This is a genomic window from Mesorhizobium sp. ES1-4 (assembly GCF_020164745.1).
GTDB lineage: Bacteria > Pseudomonadota > Alphaproteobacteria > Rhizobiales > Rhizobiaceae > Mesorhizobium.
The window spans coordinates 83,722-99,296 of sequence record NZ_JAIUGV010000006.1 but is presented as its reverse complement, the minus strand read 5'-3'; the positions used below and the strand labels follow the sequence as shown (position 1 = coordinate 99,296).

Below are 15,575 nucleotides of genomic sequence, written 5' to 3'. Positions count from 1 at the left end.
CCGAACTACGGCTCGACCGAGACGCGGATCTCGTAGATGTTGACCGCCTTGCCCTGCTTGTCGAAATCGGAATTGATGGCGATCGTTCCGGCCGAGCCCGGACGTTTGTCGGGAAACTTCACGTCGAACAGATATTCGTTTTTCTGCTGGCCGACCGCGTAACGCTTTCGGCCGCAGTCGCCGAGCTCGCCGAAATTGCAGTCGACGGATATCTGCGTGTCCTTGCCGTCTTCGGCGCGGGCGATGATGTCGAACATGGCGTGCTTGCCGGCGAGCTTTTCCAGCACGCCCTGCCCGACGTCGAAGGCGATCGCCGAGCCGGAGGCGCCGGATTGGATACGCAAATACGACCCGGCGTCGTCCTTCATCACCTCGGCCTTGGCGTCCGACGGGGCGGCGACATGGGTCGGGTCGGTCGGCGAGAACACATTGATCCAGTTACGCGACTGGTCCGCCGCGCCGGGCTTTGCCGGCGCGTTGGCGCCATCGGCCGGGGTGAAATCGTCGCCTTCGACGGTTGGCGGCGCCTCTGGCGGCGCTGTATCAAGCTGCGCCGCCGACTTGAACACACCGGTCTGCATGGCGAAAAACAGGCCGATGCCAATCGCGGCGAGCAGCGTTACCGTGAGGAAGATCGCGGTCAGCGGCAGGCGCCGGCCTCGAATGCGCCGCTCATCGCGATCGGGCGCCACTTCCGTCGCGGCACCGGAGGAGGTTGGAACGGACATATCGATGGCCGGCGCGCCGGGCAGGGTTTCATCCGGCATGATGTCGGGAACCACGGGAAGCACGCGCGAGTGGGGTGCATCGGAGGCGGGCTGCACGGGGCCGTCGACGGTGACCACGGGCGATGGCGTGCTCGCGCCGGCCTCGACCGACGGCGCCTCAAGCTGCGGGGCAACGTCAGGCACCGCAGGCAGGAACTCGGATTCGATTTCGGTGATTTTCGCCTGAATCGCCTTGCGGCGCTTGATGGCGACTTCCACGGTCACGCCGGGATTGGCCTGGAGCGCCCTGTCGAGCGCGGCGAAGGCCGAGCGGTAGACCTTCTCGCGGAACGCGCGGTCCTCGGCGTTGCCCTTTTCCAAGGCGTTCCGGATCGCTTTTTCGATGGCGTCCAAGCGAGGTCCCTCTGCAAATTGCCCCAACCTTTCATGATGGTTAGCCGCAGGCGACCAATCAATCAACGGGCGGGCGGCCGCATTCTGCCTCGACGGGCCGTCGAAAGTCCATCTTCGCGATGTTCCGGCAAACAAAATCGAAATATGCCGGCGATTCCAGCATGCAGGGACGCCAGATCCCGGTTTCGCGCGCGGCGTGGCTCTTCACATGATTTGCCAAGTCGCATCTTGAATTCGCGGCCGGTTGAGTCTATCACCCTGCCCATCTTGGAGGCCTTGCCTCCCGGGCCGCTTTAGCTCAGTTGGTAGAGCACATCATTCGTAATGATGGGGTCAGGTGTTCGAGTCACCTAAGCGGCACCAGTTTTTCAAACCAATGGTCGAAGCAGTGGCGCTGCCTTTCACCTGTCGGCCGAGTGCAAAGTCCTCCGGGCGGGGAACTCGCTGACAAGCGAGCGTCCGGCATTTTTCAAACTTCAACAACAAATGATGGAGATCACGTTTCTATTTTTTTGGAACGGACATTTGGGGTCGCACATTTCCTGCCGACGGTTCTAGAGACAGGAGATTCAAATTGCCAAGGCGTGTCGACAAGGAAAAGCTTGCAAGAGCGGACCGCGAGGCGAGGCTTGTGCTGGATGCCGAGCGTCACGCTAGGGACGTCAAGACAACCCGCCTGAGGGAGCAGAGGTTGCAGCAGGAGGCACTGGCGGACACGTCTCCGCCCGCGCACCGACGCGAGCCGGTCAGGAAGCCGACCCGGCGTGTGATCGAGGTGGACTGATCCGCGGAGGTCGCCCCGTTCGTCCCGAGGGCGCCTCCGCAGCGTCGCACAAGGCAGGAACCCAGAAGACCCGCATGCCATTGTCGGGACCACGGTTTTGGTATGAAATAACCGGGTCAGCATGGGAGGTCCAAATGCCCAACATTTTCAAGACCGGAGACGTCGTCAAGCTGAAGTCGGGAGGCCCGAAGATGACGGTCAGCGACGGCGCCGCCTCCGGTATGTATCTGTGCCACTGGTTCAACAAAGAGGGCGACGTGTGGACGCCGCAGCATGCCGGCTTCAAATCGGATCAGTTGGTGGCCGCCGACCAATCGACGTGAGCCCCGCTTCGGCGGGGACGGCCGACCCGGCATTGCCTGGCATGCGGCGTGATCGGCGCCGGTGAGCGACGGATTTTGCCAATCGCGACGTTTAACGGTTGAAGCGTGACCGTGGCATAGGGCCATGGCCATGCAGCAACCGGAGACGTGAAGAATGATACGCCGTTCGATCCTTGCCGCTGCGTTGAGCCTGCTGACCACCGCGGCTCTGGCCCAGACGGCGACACAGCCCCCGGCCGCCACGCCACCGCCCGCCACGTCGCCCGCCGCCACATCTTCAGCCGCCAAATCCGACATCACACTGGCCAAGTTCCAGAAACGGCGGGAGAAGGCGATCATGGCCGCCGACACGGACGGCGATGGCAAGATCAGCCTGCTGGAGTGGGAGGCCTTCCAGGCCAAGCGCAACGTCAAGGGCGACCCTGCCAAATCCTTCGCGCGTGTCGATTCCAATCATGACGGCTTCATCGACCGGGCCGAACTCGATGCGCTCTTCGCCAAGCGGTTTGCCAGGCTGGACACGAATGGCGACGGCGTTCTGACGGCCGACGAAATGCCGGGCCACAAATCCGCTCCCAAGCCGGAGCAGTGACCAAGGGGCCATGACGCATGATGGACATCGGGAGTGCGCCAGCCCATGAGCGTCGATCCGGACGAAGAACTGGTTCGTCGGGTCGGTGCGGGCGAACCCGCGGCGGTGCGGGCGCTCGTCGCGCGCAAGCTGCCGCGCATCCTTTCGCTTGCCGTGCGCATGCTGGGCGATGCGGCGGAGGCCGAGGATGTTGCGCAGGAAACCTTCGTGCGCATCTGGCGTCATGCCTCGAAGTGGCGGCGCGGCAATGCACGCTTCGACACCTGGATCCACCGGGTGACGCTCAACCTTTGCTACGACCGGCTGCGCCGGCGCCGCGGATGGGTGACCGCCGAGATGCCCGACATCGTCGATCCCGCCCCGCTTCCCGATTCCCACCCCGGCGAAGAGGCGCATCGGGTCGAGCGGGCCTTGCAGGCAATCGCACCGCGCCAGCGCGAGGCGATCATCTTGGTCTACTATCAAGAGATGTCCAACATCGAGGCGGCCGCGACCCTCGAAATCAGTGTCGATGCCCTGGAGAGCCTGCTGTCGCGCGGCCGGCGGGCGCTGCAGACGATGTTGGCCAGGGATGGCGGCCATGATTGAGGAAGGCGCGCCACCGAATGCCGGACATTCATCGCGCGTTGCGCGCGCCCGGTGGGACCTGGCCTGCGTCGTTTCCAACCCGCGTGGGCGCGCCACCAAGGGGCAAGGGGAAAACAAATGACTGAGGACATCGAAGGCGGCCCGGCAATGGACGCCAGGCGTTTCGCGGCGTTGGCGCAGGCCTATGGCGGCGATTTGCGCCGCTGGCCGGAAGCGGAACGCGAAGCCGCCACGGCCTTTGCTTCAGGCGAAGCAGGCCAGGCCATGGCGCGGCACACCGGCACGCTTGACGCCCTGCTGGACAGCTACCGCGTCCAGCCCCCCAGCAAGGCGCTGCACAGCAGCATCCTGCGCGCCGCCGACCGGCACCTCGTCCACCGCCGGCGTCAGCGGTTCTGGTGGCTGGGGCTGGGACTCGCCGGCATTGGCCTGGCGGGCGCCGTCGCCGGGCTGGCGTTGGTGAGCATTGTCACGCCGGAGGCCGGATCGGATCACTATGTGCTGGATGCCAACGCGACGGCGTTTGGCGATGCCGGGCCCGATGCCGAAAATGGTGAGGAGAGCCTATGAGCACGCGCTGGGTTCGTGGTCTGGTCATCGCCTCGGTCGTGCTGAACGTCTTCCTAGCCGGGGCATTCGTCAGCGGCGCCGTCTGGTTGAGAAATGCCCGGGCAGGCGCCGGATACTCGTTGGAATCCGCCGGAGGACAGCTTCCCGAAAAAGATCGCAAGTCCTTCCGCAAGGCGCTGCGACAAGTACGTATGGAGGCCCGCCAGACCATAATTGACGGCCAGCAGGCAAGGCAGGAGGCGGCAGACCTGTTGCGCCAACCCGTTGTGGACACCGTCGCTTTGTCCGCAGCGCTGGAGCGGGCTCGCAACGCTGACGTGACCGTGCGCACGCGGCTTGAACAGGCCATTGTCGACTTCGCGGCAAACACATCCCCGCAGAACCGGAGCGTATTGGCTGCGGCACTGATGCGCCATGTGGGGCGCCGCGCGGCCCTGGCACCAAAAAAATTGCCGTGACGACCGACGGACAATGCCGACGACGCCGTTTAACGAGAGGAAGGGACGAGCCGATCCAATCTCGTGATGCGGACCGGTTATCTCAAACTCGAAGAGCACCTGGAGTTCGACCATGAACCGTCTGACAAAGTATGCAGCAGCCGCTACCCTGGCCGTAAGTGGAACGGTCGCGGCGGCCGCGACGTCCAATGCAATGCCGATCGTGTCCGTCGTCCAACCGGCGGCTCCAGCGCTGGTGGAACATGTCCGCTGGGGCTGTGGGATCGGCTGGCATCCGAACCGCTGGGGGCGCTGCGTGCCAAACCGCGTGGTCGTGCGCCCCTACATTGTCGGCCCTGCCTTCCACGTCCGGCATCCGCACCGCCACTGGCACCGCTGGCATCGCTGGTAGGGGCCTGCGGGGTCGACCACGTCGTCGGCCCCACGACCCCGTTCGAAAAGGCATGACACAGCTCGAACGGCTTCATGCGCGTCGCGCGGGAAGCCCATGAGATGGAGAGCTGACTTGGCTGTACCGGCCTCCAATTCCCCGCCCGATCCAACCCTCGTCGCCTTCAACCGGTTCGGGCTTGGAGCCCGCCCCGGCGACCGCGACAGGTTGGGCGCCGATCCGCGTGGCTATCTCAAGGCCGAACTGCGGCGGCCGGACGTCGCCATGATCTCGCTTGACGATCCGGCCTATGCCGGTGTCCTTGGGAGCACGGCGGCCATCCAGGCCAGCATGGCGGCACGCTTCCAGCGCAGGCTCGACAGGAGCCTGATGACAGCGGCCGCCGAGCAGGCGGCGAATGTGCCCGCCGCGACAAACGCACCGGTCATGGCGAGCGCTCCCCTCAAAGTGGGCGCTCCAGCCAGTCCGCCGTCCGCGGCACCGGCCAAGCCAATGCCTGCCGCCCCTCCGGTCGAGGCCATCCTGTACCGGGCTGAAGCCCAGGCCCGCTTCGACAAGGCCTTGCGGGCAGAAGCCGGCTTCGTCGAGCGTCTGGTCTATTTCTGGTCGAACCATTTCTGCGTCTCCGTGGCCAAGAACAACATCGTGCGCGCCAGCGCCGGGGCCTTCGAACGGGAGGCCATCCGGCCTTTCGTGCTCGGCCGCTTCGCCGACATGCTCATGGCGGTGGAGCGGCATCCGGCCATGCTGTTCTACCTCGACAACCAGCAGTCGATCGGCCCGGACTCCCGCGCCGGCAGGAACCGCCAGCGCGGGCTCAACGAGAACCTCGCCCGCGAGATCCTGGAACTGCACACGCTGGGTGTCGGCAGCGGCTACAGCCAGGCCGACGTCACCAGCTTCGCCCGCATCCTGACCGGCTGGACGATGGCCGGACGGGAAGGACGGTTGGGCGAACCCGGCAGTTTCGTCTTCAATGCCAATGCGCATGAGCCAGGCGATGAGGTGCTGCTCGGCAAGACCTATCCGGCCGGCGGCATGGGCCAGGCCGAGGCCGCGCTCAACGATATCGCCCGCCATCCGGCGACGGCGCGGCACATCGCCACCAAGCTCGCCCGACACTTCATAGCGGACGAGCCGCCGCCGGCGGCGGTGGCGCATCTGGCCAGGGCGTTCACCAAGAACGACGGCGATCTCAGGGCATTGGCAGCAGCACTCATCGACATCCCGGAGGCGTGGTCGACGCCATTGGCCAAGATGCGCTCGCCGTTCGACTATATCGCCGCCATCCGCAGGGCAGCCGGCCCCGGCCCGACCAACGAGCCCGGCCAGTCGCTCAACTGGCTCAACGCGCTGGGCGAGCCGCTCTGGCGGCCGCCCGGACCGAACGGCTTTCCCGACCAGGCGGACAGCTGGGCATCGGCGGAGGGCATGAAGATACGCCTCGACATCGCCTGGCAGGCCGCAAGGCAGGTGAAAGACATCGGCAATCCCAGCGACATGCTCGATGCGGTCATCGGTCCCTCCGCCTCTCCGGAGACGCGCCAGGCGGTCGCCCGCGCCGAGTCCAAGCAGCAAGGCCTGGCGCTGCTGCTGATGGCGCCCGAATTCCAGCGACGATAGCTCAAGCGATAGGTCCGGCGCCGACAACTGCCATGGAGACGAAGTCATGAGCCTGCTGTGCGAACCTCCCCGCCCCTCCCGCCGCGCCGTGTTGATGACCGGCGGCGCGCTGTTTGCCTGGGCCTATCTGCCACGCTTCGCGCGCGCCGCCGACGATCGCGACCCGCGCCTGATCGTCATCGTGCTGCGCGGTGCGCTGGACGGCCTGTCGGCGGTCGGTCCGGTCGGCGATCCCGACTATGCCGGCCTGCATGGCGACATCGCCTTGTCACTTTCCGGCCCGCATGCGGCGCTGCCGCTCGACGGTTTCTTCGCGGCCAATCCGGCGATGCCGGTGTTCGCGCGGCTGTTCAAGGCAAGCCAGGCAGCGGTCGTGCATGCGGCGGCGACCGGCTATCGCGAGCGCTCGCATTTCGATGGACAGGATGTGTTGGAAAGCGGCTTTTCCGGCCCCGGCCATGTCGCCACCGGCTGGCTCAACCGCGCGCTGGAAAGCCTGCCGGCGGGCGAACGCGTGGCGAGGCTTGGCGGCCTGGCCGTCGGACCGTCGACGCCGCTGGTGATCCGCGGCGCAGCCCCGGTGCTCGGCTGGGCGCCGCAATCGCTGCCGGCGCCGGCAGGCGACCTCGCGACGCGCGTTCTCGATCTCTACCAGCACCGCGATCCGGTCCTGGCAGTGGCGCTGCGAACGGGCCTCGACGCCGACCGCATGGCGCTCGACGACCAGATGGGCGCCAACCCGATGAAGCCCAAAGGCGGCCTCGACAGCGCCGCCGGCATGCGGCAGGCCGCGCAAGGCGCCGCCAGGCTGATCGCGGCCGATGACGGGCCGCGCGTCGCGGCCCTCGCCTTCGACGGCTGGGACACGCATGTCAACGAAGGCGGCGCGACCGGCCGGCTCGCAACTTTGCTTGGTGGCCTCGACGGCGCCTTCGAGGAATTCGAAAAAGGCCTCGGCGAGCGCTGGAAGGATACGGCGATCGTGGCCATCACCGAATTCGGCCGCACGGCGCGGATCAACGGCACGGTCGGCACCGATCACGGCACCGGCACGGTGGTGCTGCTCGCCGGCGGCGCGATCAAGGGCGGGCGCGTCATCGCCGACTGGCCCGGGCTGAAGCCGGCGCAACTTTACCAGCAACGCGACCTTGCGCCGACCAGCGATGTCAGGGCGGTGCTGAAGGGCCTGCTCGCCGACCAGTTCGGACTTTCGGCAGCGGTGCTCGGCGACAAGGTGTTTCCGGATTCAGGTGCGGTGAAGCCGATGATGAACCTAGTCGCCTAGCGCGGTTCAGTGTTTGGTAGAATCCCTGAACCGCTCTACTCTTTGTTTTCACGCAATTCCGGACGGAAAACCGCTACGCACTTTTCCTGGAATTGCTATACGCTCCGGCGACGCCGCGATTGCTGCCGTGGCGCCGTCTCGCTCTCACGGGTGATCAGGCGGCCTCGACCTTGGCGGGCGCGAAGTCGTCGCCGCGCACCAGCCTGGTCACGCCGACGAAGTCGATCTTGCCCGAGCCAAGCACCGGCACATGCGCCACGACACGCACTTCGGCCGGCACCATCAGGTCCATCGCGCCGTTCGCCTTGGCGAAGGCCAGAAACTCGGCGCGCGATGCCTTTTCGGCTTCGGTGATGAGCACCAGTCTTTCGCCCTTGCGCGGATCCGGCACGGTCGCGACCGCCGAGAGCGAACCTTTCCACAGCTCGCCCGCCAGCGCTTCCACGGCCGCCAGCGAAATCATCTCGCCGCCGATCTTGGCGAAGCGCTTGGCGCGGCCGCGGATGCTGACGAAGCCGGCACCGTCGATGCTGACGATGTCGCCGGTGTCGTGCCAGCCGTCTTGCAGCGGCTCGAGGACGCCCGGCTTTTCGGCCCTGAGGTAGCCCGCCATGACGTTGGGGCCACGCACGAACAGCCGCCCGCCACCTTCGACGCCGAGCACCGGTTCCAGGCGGTATTCCATGCCGGGCATGATTTTTCCGACCGTGCCTGATTTGTTGTACATGGGCGTGTTGATGGAGATCACCGGCGCTGTCTCGGTGACGCCGTAGCCTTCGAGAATGCGCAGGCCAAACTTCTCCATATAGGTTTCGCGGGTCGAGGCCTTGACCGGTTCGGCACCGGAAAAGCAGTAGCGCACCGAGCGGAAATCATAGGGGTGCGCGGTGCGCGCATAGCCGCCGAGGAAGGTGTCGGTGCCGAAGATGATCGTCGCGTTCGAGGCATAGACCAGTTCCGGCACGATGCGGTAGTGCAGCGGCGACGGGTAGAAATAGACCGGAACGCCGGACACCAGCGGCAGCACCGTGCCCGCCGTCAGGCCGAAGGAATGGAAGATCGGCAGCACGTTGAACACCTTGTCGCCCGAATGGAAATCGATGCGCGAGGCGGCCTGCGCGGCATTGGCCAGGATGTTGCGGTGGGTGAGCACCACGCCCTTCGGCGAGCCTTCGGAGCCCGAGGTGAACAGGATCACCGCCGGGTCGGTGGCCCTGCGTGCGACCCTGGGCGTGCTTTTGCGCAACAGGCCAAGCAGCTTGTCCTTGAGGCCGATGGTTGCACGCAGATCATCGAGCCAGACGATGTTCACCGACCGGCCGACCTCCTCGACCATGGCGCCGAGCTTGGCCTGCTCGACAAAGGCCCGGGAGGTCAGAATGGTGGTCACCTGCGCAGCCTTGCAAGCGGACAGGATATTGGCGGCACCGGCGGTGAAATTGATCATCGCGGGGACCTTGCCGGCGGACATGACGCCGAGTAGCGCGGCACAGGCGCCATTGGCGTTGGGCAGCATGATGCCGAGCGTGTCCTGTCCGGCATAGAGCGTCTCGAACTTCTCGCCGAGCACCGCGACGCCAGTGAGCAGCTTGCCGTAGCTCAGCGAACCAGCGACCGGGTCCTGCACGGCGAGCTGCTTCATGCCGCGCTCGCTCGCCGTCTCGATGATCGTTTCGAGCACGGTCTTGTCGATATGCTGGGTGCGGAAGACGAGATCCGACATCACCTGGTAGAGCGCGGCGCCGGCGGCGGCCCGACGCTTGCGGCCCTTCAGCTCATCGGCGACCTCGAGCTTCACCGGCGGCAGTATGGTCACCTTGACCTTGGGGAAAAGGCGACGGCGCACATGCTGCGACGTCAGCCGCGAGAAAGGGCTTTTCTCCAGCCCTTCGATGCGGATCGGCACCACCATCGAGCCGGTCTTGTCGGCCACCATGGCGGCGCCGTCATAGACCTTCATCAGCCCACCTGTGACGGTGATGCGGCCTTCGGGGAAGATGACCAGCGGGTCGCCGTTCTGCACGATCTTGATCAGCGTGCGCGTCGACATCGGCTTGGCCGGATTGAGCGGCAGGGCGCGGGTCAATTTGAGGAACGGCTTCATCCACCAGGCCTGGGCGATGGTGTAGTCGATGGCGAAGACCGGCTCTTCGTCGGTCAGCGTCAACGCCAGCGGCCCGTCGAGGAAGCTGACATGGTTGAGCGCCAGGATGGGCGCCGGGCCAGCGGCCTTGAGGTTGTCCAGGCCCTCGACTTCCAGACGATGGAAGGCGCGGAAGAGGATGGAGACGAAATCGCGGAAGGCGTTGGTCGGCAGGAACTTCAGCATCAGCCAGGCGGCCACGGCATTGAAGGCGGCAAGCCCGAACAGCACGCTGGCAATAGAGACGCCCGCGGCCTGGATGGCGGCGACCAAGACGCCGCCGAGCGTCATGAAGCCGGCGTTGACGATGCTGACAGCGGCGACGACGCGGGCGCGGCGCGCCTCTGGCGACCAGGCCTGCACGGCGGCGAAGGTCGGCACGACGAGGAAGGCGCTCGAAATGGCCATGCCGGCCAAGTCGAGCGCAACGCGGATGGTGTTCGGCCCGGCGAAGAACAGGCCAAGGGTTTCGGCCTTGGGCGAGGGCTGCATGCTCCAGATCGTCCAGGCAAGGTGCAAGCCGAACAAGGCCAGAAGCGCCGTGCCGACCGGCGCCGGAAGGAGCACCATGCGGCCCTGCGACATCCAAGCGGCGATCGCCGAGCCGATGGCGATGGAAACGGCAAACACCGCGAGATAGGCTGTGACCGCGATCTCGTTGCCGCCGAGCTGATCCTTGATCAGCGTGGGCAGGATCGAAAGCACGATGGCGCCGATCAGCCAGAACCACGAGGTCATCAATCCGGCGCGCCAGATGCGCGTGTCGGTGCGCAGTTCACTGACCTGCCGCCATGTCGAGCGAAAGATATTCCAGTCGATGACAAGGTTCGGCGCGGCGGAACCGGTCGAAGGGATATAGCGGCTGACGAACCAGCAGCCGACCGCCAGGATCATCATCATCGGGCCGAAGACGGCGACACCAATGCCGTCGGCGGAGACAACCCCGCCCACGATGGTGCCGCCAAGGATGGCGGCGAAGGTCGCCGACTCTATCCAGGCGTTGGCGCGGGGCAATTCCTTGCGCTCGAGATGATCGGGCAGGATGCCGTATTTGATCGGCCCGAACAGTGCCGAGATGACGCCGAACATCAACAGCGCGGTCATCAGCACGGGAATGGAGGACAGCGCGATGCCGACGACCGCGACGGCAGCGACGCCGATCTCGGCAAATTTCAGCCGGCGGGCGATGAGCGCCTTGTCGAAGCGGTCGGCGATCTCGCCGCCCAGCGCCGAGAGGAGCAGGAAGGGAGCCATGAACACGGCGCCGGCCAGCGTGACCAGCGAGGCTGCCTGACCGGCGGCCAGCGTGAAAAGGATCAGGAACACCAGCGTGTTCTTGAGGAAATTGTCGTTGAAGGCGGAGAGGAACTGCGTCCAGAAAAGCGGTGCGAAGCGCCGCGAGAGCATGAGGTGCGTGTTCATGGCGATTTCCCATTTGGCGGAATCACGCGGCGATTAACCGACGGTCCCGCGGTTCATGCTGTTTCGATCGTGGTTATAAGGTGAGCTGGTTAAGCTTCTTTATCGCGCTTGATTCCCGGGGATCGCGAATTCTCGGCTCGCTCCAGCCAACAGCCCCGCGCCGCGTCTATATGGATCTGTCTCAACATTTTCGTTCTCCCTATGAACAACGTTCATGTCACAACTTACCACAAAATGAACGACGTTCATAAGCGAGGCCAGTATGGGAAACGATGCGTGAAGGTGGACTCGTGCGGCCGGCGCTTTCCATCGCCGGCTTCAGTACCAAGGAAGCCTTGCGACCGGCCGATGGCTGGTCGGCATTAGAGGGGGGCGTCGGTTCAGGTTCGCCGCATCTCTTTTTGCGGGTCGCGCCGCTTCATAGCCTCGCGGCATCGCTCCAATTGGCGGAGGCCGCCCGCTGGAATCTCAGGTGTTTGGAGATCCCAGCGTCGCCACGGTCTTCAGCGCGCCGTCGAGCATGCCGCCCTTCTCGTCCTTCAAAGCCGCCTCGCGCAGACGGCGTATCCAGTCGGCGGCGTCGGTGCGGCCCTCGACCACGGGCAGCGCCGACAGCACACGGTCGAATTTCGACTGGGCGCGCACATGCGTGTCGCTGTAGCCCTTGATCAGCCGACGGCAATTGAGGATTTCCACGGCAACGGCATAGTCTGAAGGCACGTAGCCAAGCGCCAGCGCATACCAATTTTCCAGATGCGCCGTCTCGACCTTGTGGCGCAGCAGGCTGCGGCGCCAGCGGCGCAGGCCGCCGATGAACCAGAGGGCGGCAAAACCGGCAAAGCTGTCGGTGCGGATGCGCCGGCCATGGTTGATGCGGCGGTCGAGGAAGGCGGCGAGCTTCGGCCGGCTCTCGATGTAGCTGCCGAGTCCTGCCGGCAGCGTGCCGCAGAACTCCTCGATGCGGGGATGGAAATATTCGGTCACCTGCAGGATCGAGCCATCCTTGACGCCAACCTCCTTGCGCACACGCCTGTCGCGCGTCGAGCGCGTTTTCAGGTCGGCGACGCGGATCATGTCATCATAGCACAGGGCGTTGGCCAGATGCTTGGCGGCGGCGATTGACAGCGCATGGGCATGGTCGGCGTCATCCAGCGCGACGGCCTTGTCCAGCCGGTCGAGATACTCGCCACCATAGGCGATGTCCTGATAGTCGACGACCTTTCGCAGACCACGAAGCGCCATGTCGCGCACCGCCATGGGCATCCGGTCGATGCGGGCGGCGAGCGCCTGCCACCCCTGCAGCAGGTTTTGCGGGCCGCTGACCCGCCCCGCTCCGAGAGCGGATTCCACGATAGCCGGTTCAACTGGCTTTGGCACCGGCCCCGCCGTGCCGCGTGCGCGATCATAGGCGGCGGCGAAGGCGGCAAGGCTGGGCTTGACGCCACGGCCGCCGGCGCCGATCGCCTGTTCATAGCTTTCGCGCGTGAACGGCAGCGCGTCCGAACCCGCCAGCGCGCCGAGCAGGCTCGCCGAGATCATCGAACCGTTGTCGGCGGCGATCTTCTCCATGTCGAAGGCGATGAAGCGCTTCGACGCGGCCTGCGCCGTCGCATGCACCTTGGAAGACGAGGCCCGGCCGTCGCCAGGCTCGATCTTTTCCGATACGGCGGCGATGCGGTGCGACGAGGCGATCAGCGTGGTGCGCTCGGGTGTGACAAAACCACGGATGATGGCGCGGCCGGCTTCCATCAATTCGGCGGCGATCAGGATGTCGACATCGCCCTGCGAGGGCGACAGCGCAAAGACCGGCAGCCGGCCGGTGTCGCGGGCCATTTCGATATAGTAGATCGTGGCGCCGGTGCGCTGGGCGACGCCTGCGACCGAGGTCGATTGCGCGACGTAGCCGTTGCGTTCGGCGACGTCGGTGATCCAGTCGGCCAGCACGCCGCCGCCCTGGCCGCCGACCGCCAGCACGGCCAACTTGATGGCGCCTTCGTCTTCGGTTGCGCCCGCCTTCGGGCGCAGGGGCGAGGTCTCGTCAAGCATCGGCGAAGGTCAATCGCCGGCTTTCGCGGCGGTGCTGCAACAGGTTGATCATGGAACGGCGCGCGGATTCCACAAACCGGCCCCAGCGGCTGGGGTTGTGGACGACATCGGCGCGGTAGAAGGATGGGCACAGCACCGCGGCGTCGGCGACCTCGCCGCAATTGCCGCAGCCGACGCAGTTCTGGTCGATATGCGCCACCGGATCGTCGCGCAGCGGATCGTCGAGCGATTTCACCGACAGCGACGGACAGCCGGACAGCCGCATGCAGGCGTGGTCGCCGGTGCAGATGTCCTCGTCGACGCCGAACTTCGGCTTTACCACGCGCTCGCCGCCCTTGATCGCCTTGTCGACCAGCGGCTTTTCGCGGCGCTGGCGGTTGAGCATGCATTCGGAGGAGGCGACGATGATCTTCGGACCTTTCTCGTCCGTCGTCAGCGCCTCGCGCAACGTATCCTGCATCTTGCCGACATCGTAGGTACGGTCGACATGGCGCAGCCATTTGACCCCCATGCCTTTCACCGCTTCGGTGATCGGATGTTTGGTCGACTTGGTCTTGTTGCCCGCGCGCGATGACAGGATGTCCTGCCCGCCAGTCGCGGCCGAGTAGAAATTGTCGACGATGACGATGACGCCATCATTCTTGTTGAACACGGCGTTGCCGATCGAGGAGGTCAGGCCGTTGTGCCAGAAGCCGCCATCGCCGACGAAGGAGATCGAGCGGCGTTTGGCGTCGGGCGAATTGAAGGCCGAGGCCGAGGCCGGCCCCAGCCCGTAGCCCATTGTGGTGGCGCCGAGCTCGAAGGGCGGCATGATCGAAAACAGATGGCAGCCGATGTCGGAGGCGATGTGGTGCTTGCCCAACTCCTGCTCGACCAGTTTGGTCGCGGCAAAGATCGGCCGTTCCGGGCAGCCGATGCAGAAGCCCGGCGGACGGCCCGGCACGACATTGATCAGGTCTGATGTGTCGACGCCATCGCCAACCTTGTTGGGCGCACGCACCTCGCCCGGCAACAGATGCGGCGCCTCGGCGCGCAGGAAGGCGCCGATGCCGTCGAGCATGACCTGGCCGGTATACTCGCCGGCCATCGGCAGATATTCCTTGCCGACCAGCCTTGTGCCGCGCCCGGCCTTGTGCAGCATCGCGGCAAAGGCCTGTTCGATATAGTTGGGCTGCCCTTCCTCGACGACCAGCACGGCCTGCTTGCCTTCGCAAAAGGACAGAAACTCATCGTCGATCAGCGGATAGACGGCGTTGAGCACGTAGAGCGGCACGTCGGTGTCGCCATAGGTGTCGGCGAGGCCGAGACGCTGCAGGGCGCGGACGACCGAATTGTACATGCCGCCCTGCATGACGATGCCGACCGAGCCGTGGTCAGAGCCGAAGAATTCGTTGATCCTGTTCTTGCGGATGAAATCGACCGCCGCCGGCCAGCGCTTCGCCACTTTTTCCTTCTCGTGCAGGAACGAAGCGGGCGGCAGAACAATGCGGCCGGTGTCGCGGCGCGGCGCTTCGAGCGCATCGGCGACCGTCATCGGCGGGCGCTTGTTGTCCTTCGCGATGAAATGGCCATGGACATGGCAGCAGCGGATGCGCACCTGCAGCATGACCGGCGTGTTGGAAATCTCCGAAAGCTCGAAACCGTCCTCCACCGCCTTGACGATCGACGGCAGGTTGGGGCGCGGGTCGAGCAGCCAGACCTGGCTCTTCATGGCGAAGGCGTGGCTGCGTTCCTGCATGATGGAAGAGCCTTCGCCATAGTCCTCGCCGACGATGATCAGCGCGCCGCCGGTGACGCCGCCGGACGCGAGATTGGCCAGTGCGTCGGAGGCGACATTGGTGCCTACGGTCGACTTGAAGGTCGCAGCGCCGCGGATCGGATAATGCACCGAGGCAGCGAGCATGGCGGTGGCGGTCGCTTCCGAAGCACTGGCCTCGAAATGCACGCCGAGCTCGCCCAGAATGTCCTGCGCGTCGGCCAGCACGTCCATCAGATGGCTGATCGGCGCGCCTTGGTAGCCGCCGACATAGCCGACGCCGCATTGCAGCAGCGCCTTGGTGATGGCGAGGATGCCCTCGCCGGCGAATTCCTCGCCCGCCCCGAGCCTGAGCTTTTCGACTTCCTTGGCAAAAGACCGTTCGGCCATGTCTGCCTCCTTCCGTTGCCGCCGACAGCGGCGGCGCGTAATCTAGAGTCCCTGTTTATGCATGTCGTTTCCCCAAAACCGGG

At 65.5% G+C, this 15,575-nt stretch carries 12 protein-coding genes and 1 tRNA gene; 9 read left to right on the top strand and 4 right to left on the bottom strand.

Features of this window, described 5'->3' with window-relative positions:
- Positions 1–5 precede the first annotated feature (5 nt).
- Entirely contained in the window at positions 6–1,121 is a 1,116-nt protein-coding gene (locus LB556_RS13170) for a hypothetical protein (protein ID WP_224567670.1), read from the bottom strand.
- Positions 1,122–1,408: 287 nt separating this feature from the next.
- On the opposite strand from LB556_RS13170, the gene LB556_RS13165 reads away from it, so the two are divergent.
- From LB556_RS13165 to LB556_RS13125, 9 genes are all read left to right on the top strand, one after another.
- A tRNA-Thr gene (locus LB556_RS13165) sits at positions 1,409–1,484 on the top strand.
- Between the two features lie 555 nt (positions 1,485–2,039).
- Entirely contained in the window at positions 2,040–2,228 is a 189-nt protein-coding gene (locus LB556_RS13160) for a YodC family protein (RefSeq protein WP_224567668.1), read from the top strand.
- Between the two features lie 154 nt (positions 2,229–2,382).
- Positions 2,383–2,820, top strand: coding sequence for an EF-hand domain-containing protein (locus LB556_RS13155; RefSeq protein WP_224567665.1), 438 nt, complete (start codon positions 2,383–2,385; stop codon positions 2,818–2,820).
- A gap of 45 nt (positions 2,821–2,865) precedes the next feature.
- On the top strand, positions 2,866–3,408 hold the full coding sequence (locus tag LB556_RS13150) for an RNA polymerase sigma factor (RefSeq protein WP_224567663.1): 543 nt from the start codon (positions 2,866–2,868) through the stop codon (positions 3,406–3,408).
- Positions 3,409–3,525: 117 nt separating this feature from the next.
- A complete protein-coding gene (locus LB556_RS13145) occupies positions 3,526–3,978 on the top strand; it encodes a hypothetical protein (RefSeq protein WP_224567661.1) in 453 nt (150 codons plus the stop codon).
- On the top strand, positions 3,975–4,436 hold the full coding sequence (locus LB556_RS13140; protein ID WP_224567659.1) for a periplasmic heavy metal sensor: 462 nt from the start codon (positions 3,975–3,977) through the stop codon (positions 4,434–4,436). Before LB556_RS13145 ends, LB556_RS13140 begins: the two co-directional genes overlap by 4 nt.
- 112 nt (positions 4,437–4,548) lie before the next feature.
- Positions 4,549–4,827, top strand: coding sequence for a GCG_CRPN prefix-to-repeats domain-containing protein (locus tag LB556_RS13135; protein WP_224567657.1), 279 nt, complete (start codon positions 4,549–4,551; stop codon positions 4,825–4,827).
- Between the two features lie 96 nt (positions 4,828–4,923).
- Positions 4,924–6,450: a DUF1800 family protein gene (locus LB556_RS13130; RefSeq protein WP_224567655.1), complete on the top strand. Its 1,527-nt coding sequence runs from the start codon at positions 4,924–4,926 to the stop codon at positions 6,448–6,450.
- 46 nt (positions 6,451–6,496) lie between these two features.
- Complete coding sequence (locus LB556_RS13125; RefSeq protein WP_224567653.1) at positions 6,497–7,735, top strand: DUF1501 domain-containing protein; 1,239 nt, start codon at positions 6,497–6,499, stop codon at positions 7,733–7,735.
- A 154-nt stretch (positions 7,736–7,889) separates the two neighbouring features.
- Here the strand turns inward: LB556_RS13125 and LB556_RS13120 are convergent, their stop codons facing one another.
- The 3 genes from LB556_RS13120 to LB556_RS13110 form a co-directional block, all read right to left on the bottom strand.
- Positions 7,890–11,300, bottom strand: coding sequence for an acyl-[ACP]--phospholipid O-acyltransferase (locus tag LB556_RS13120; protein WP_224567651.1), 3,411 nt, complete (start codon positions 11,298–11,300; stop codon positions 7,890–7,892).
- 468 nt (positions 11,301–11,768) lie between these two features.
- Positions 11,769–13,346, bottom strand: coding sequence for an indolepyruvate oxidoreductase subunit beta family protein (locus LB556_RS13115; RefSeq protein ID WP_224567649.1), 1,578 nt, complete (start codon positions 13,344–13,346; stop codon positions 11,769–11,771).
- The gene (locus LB556_RS13110) at positions 13,339–15,492 is read right to left on the bottom strand and encodes an indolepyruvate ferredoxin oxidoreductase subunit alpha (protein ID WP_224567647.1); all 2,154 of its coding nucleotides are present in this window, start codon (positions 15,490–15,492) and stop codon (positions 13,339–13,341) included. Before LB556_RS13110 ends, LB556_RS13115 begins: the two co-directional genes overlap by 8 nt.
- Positions 15,493–15,575: the final 83 nt, after the last annotated feature.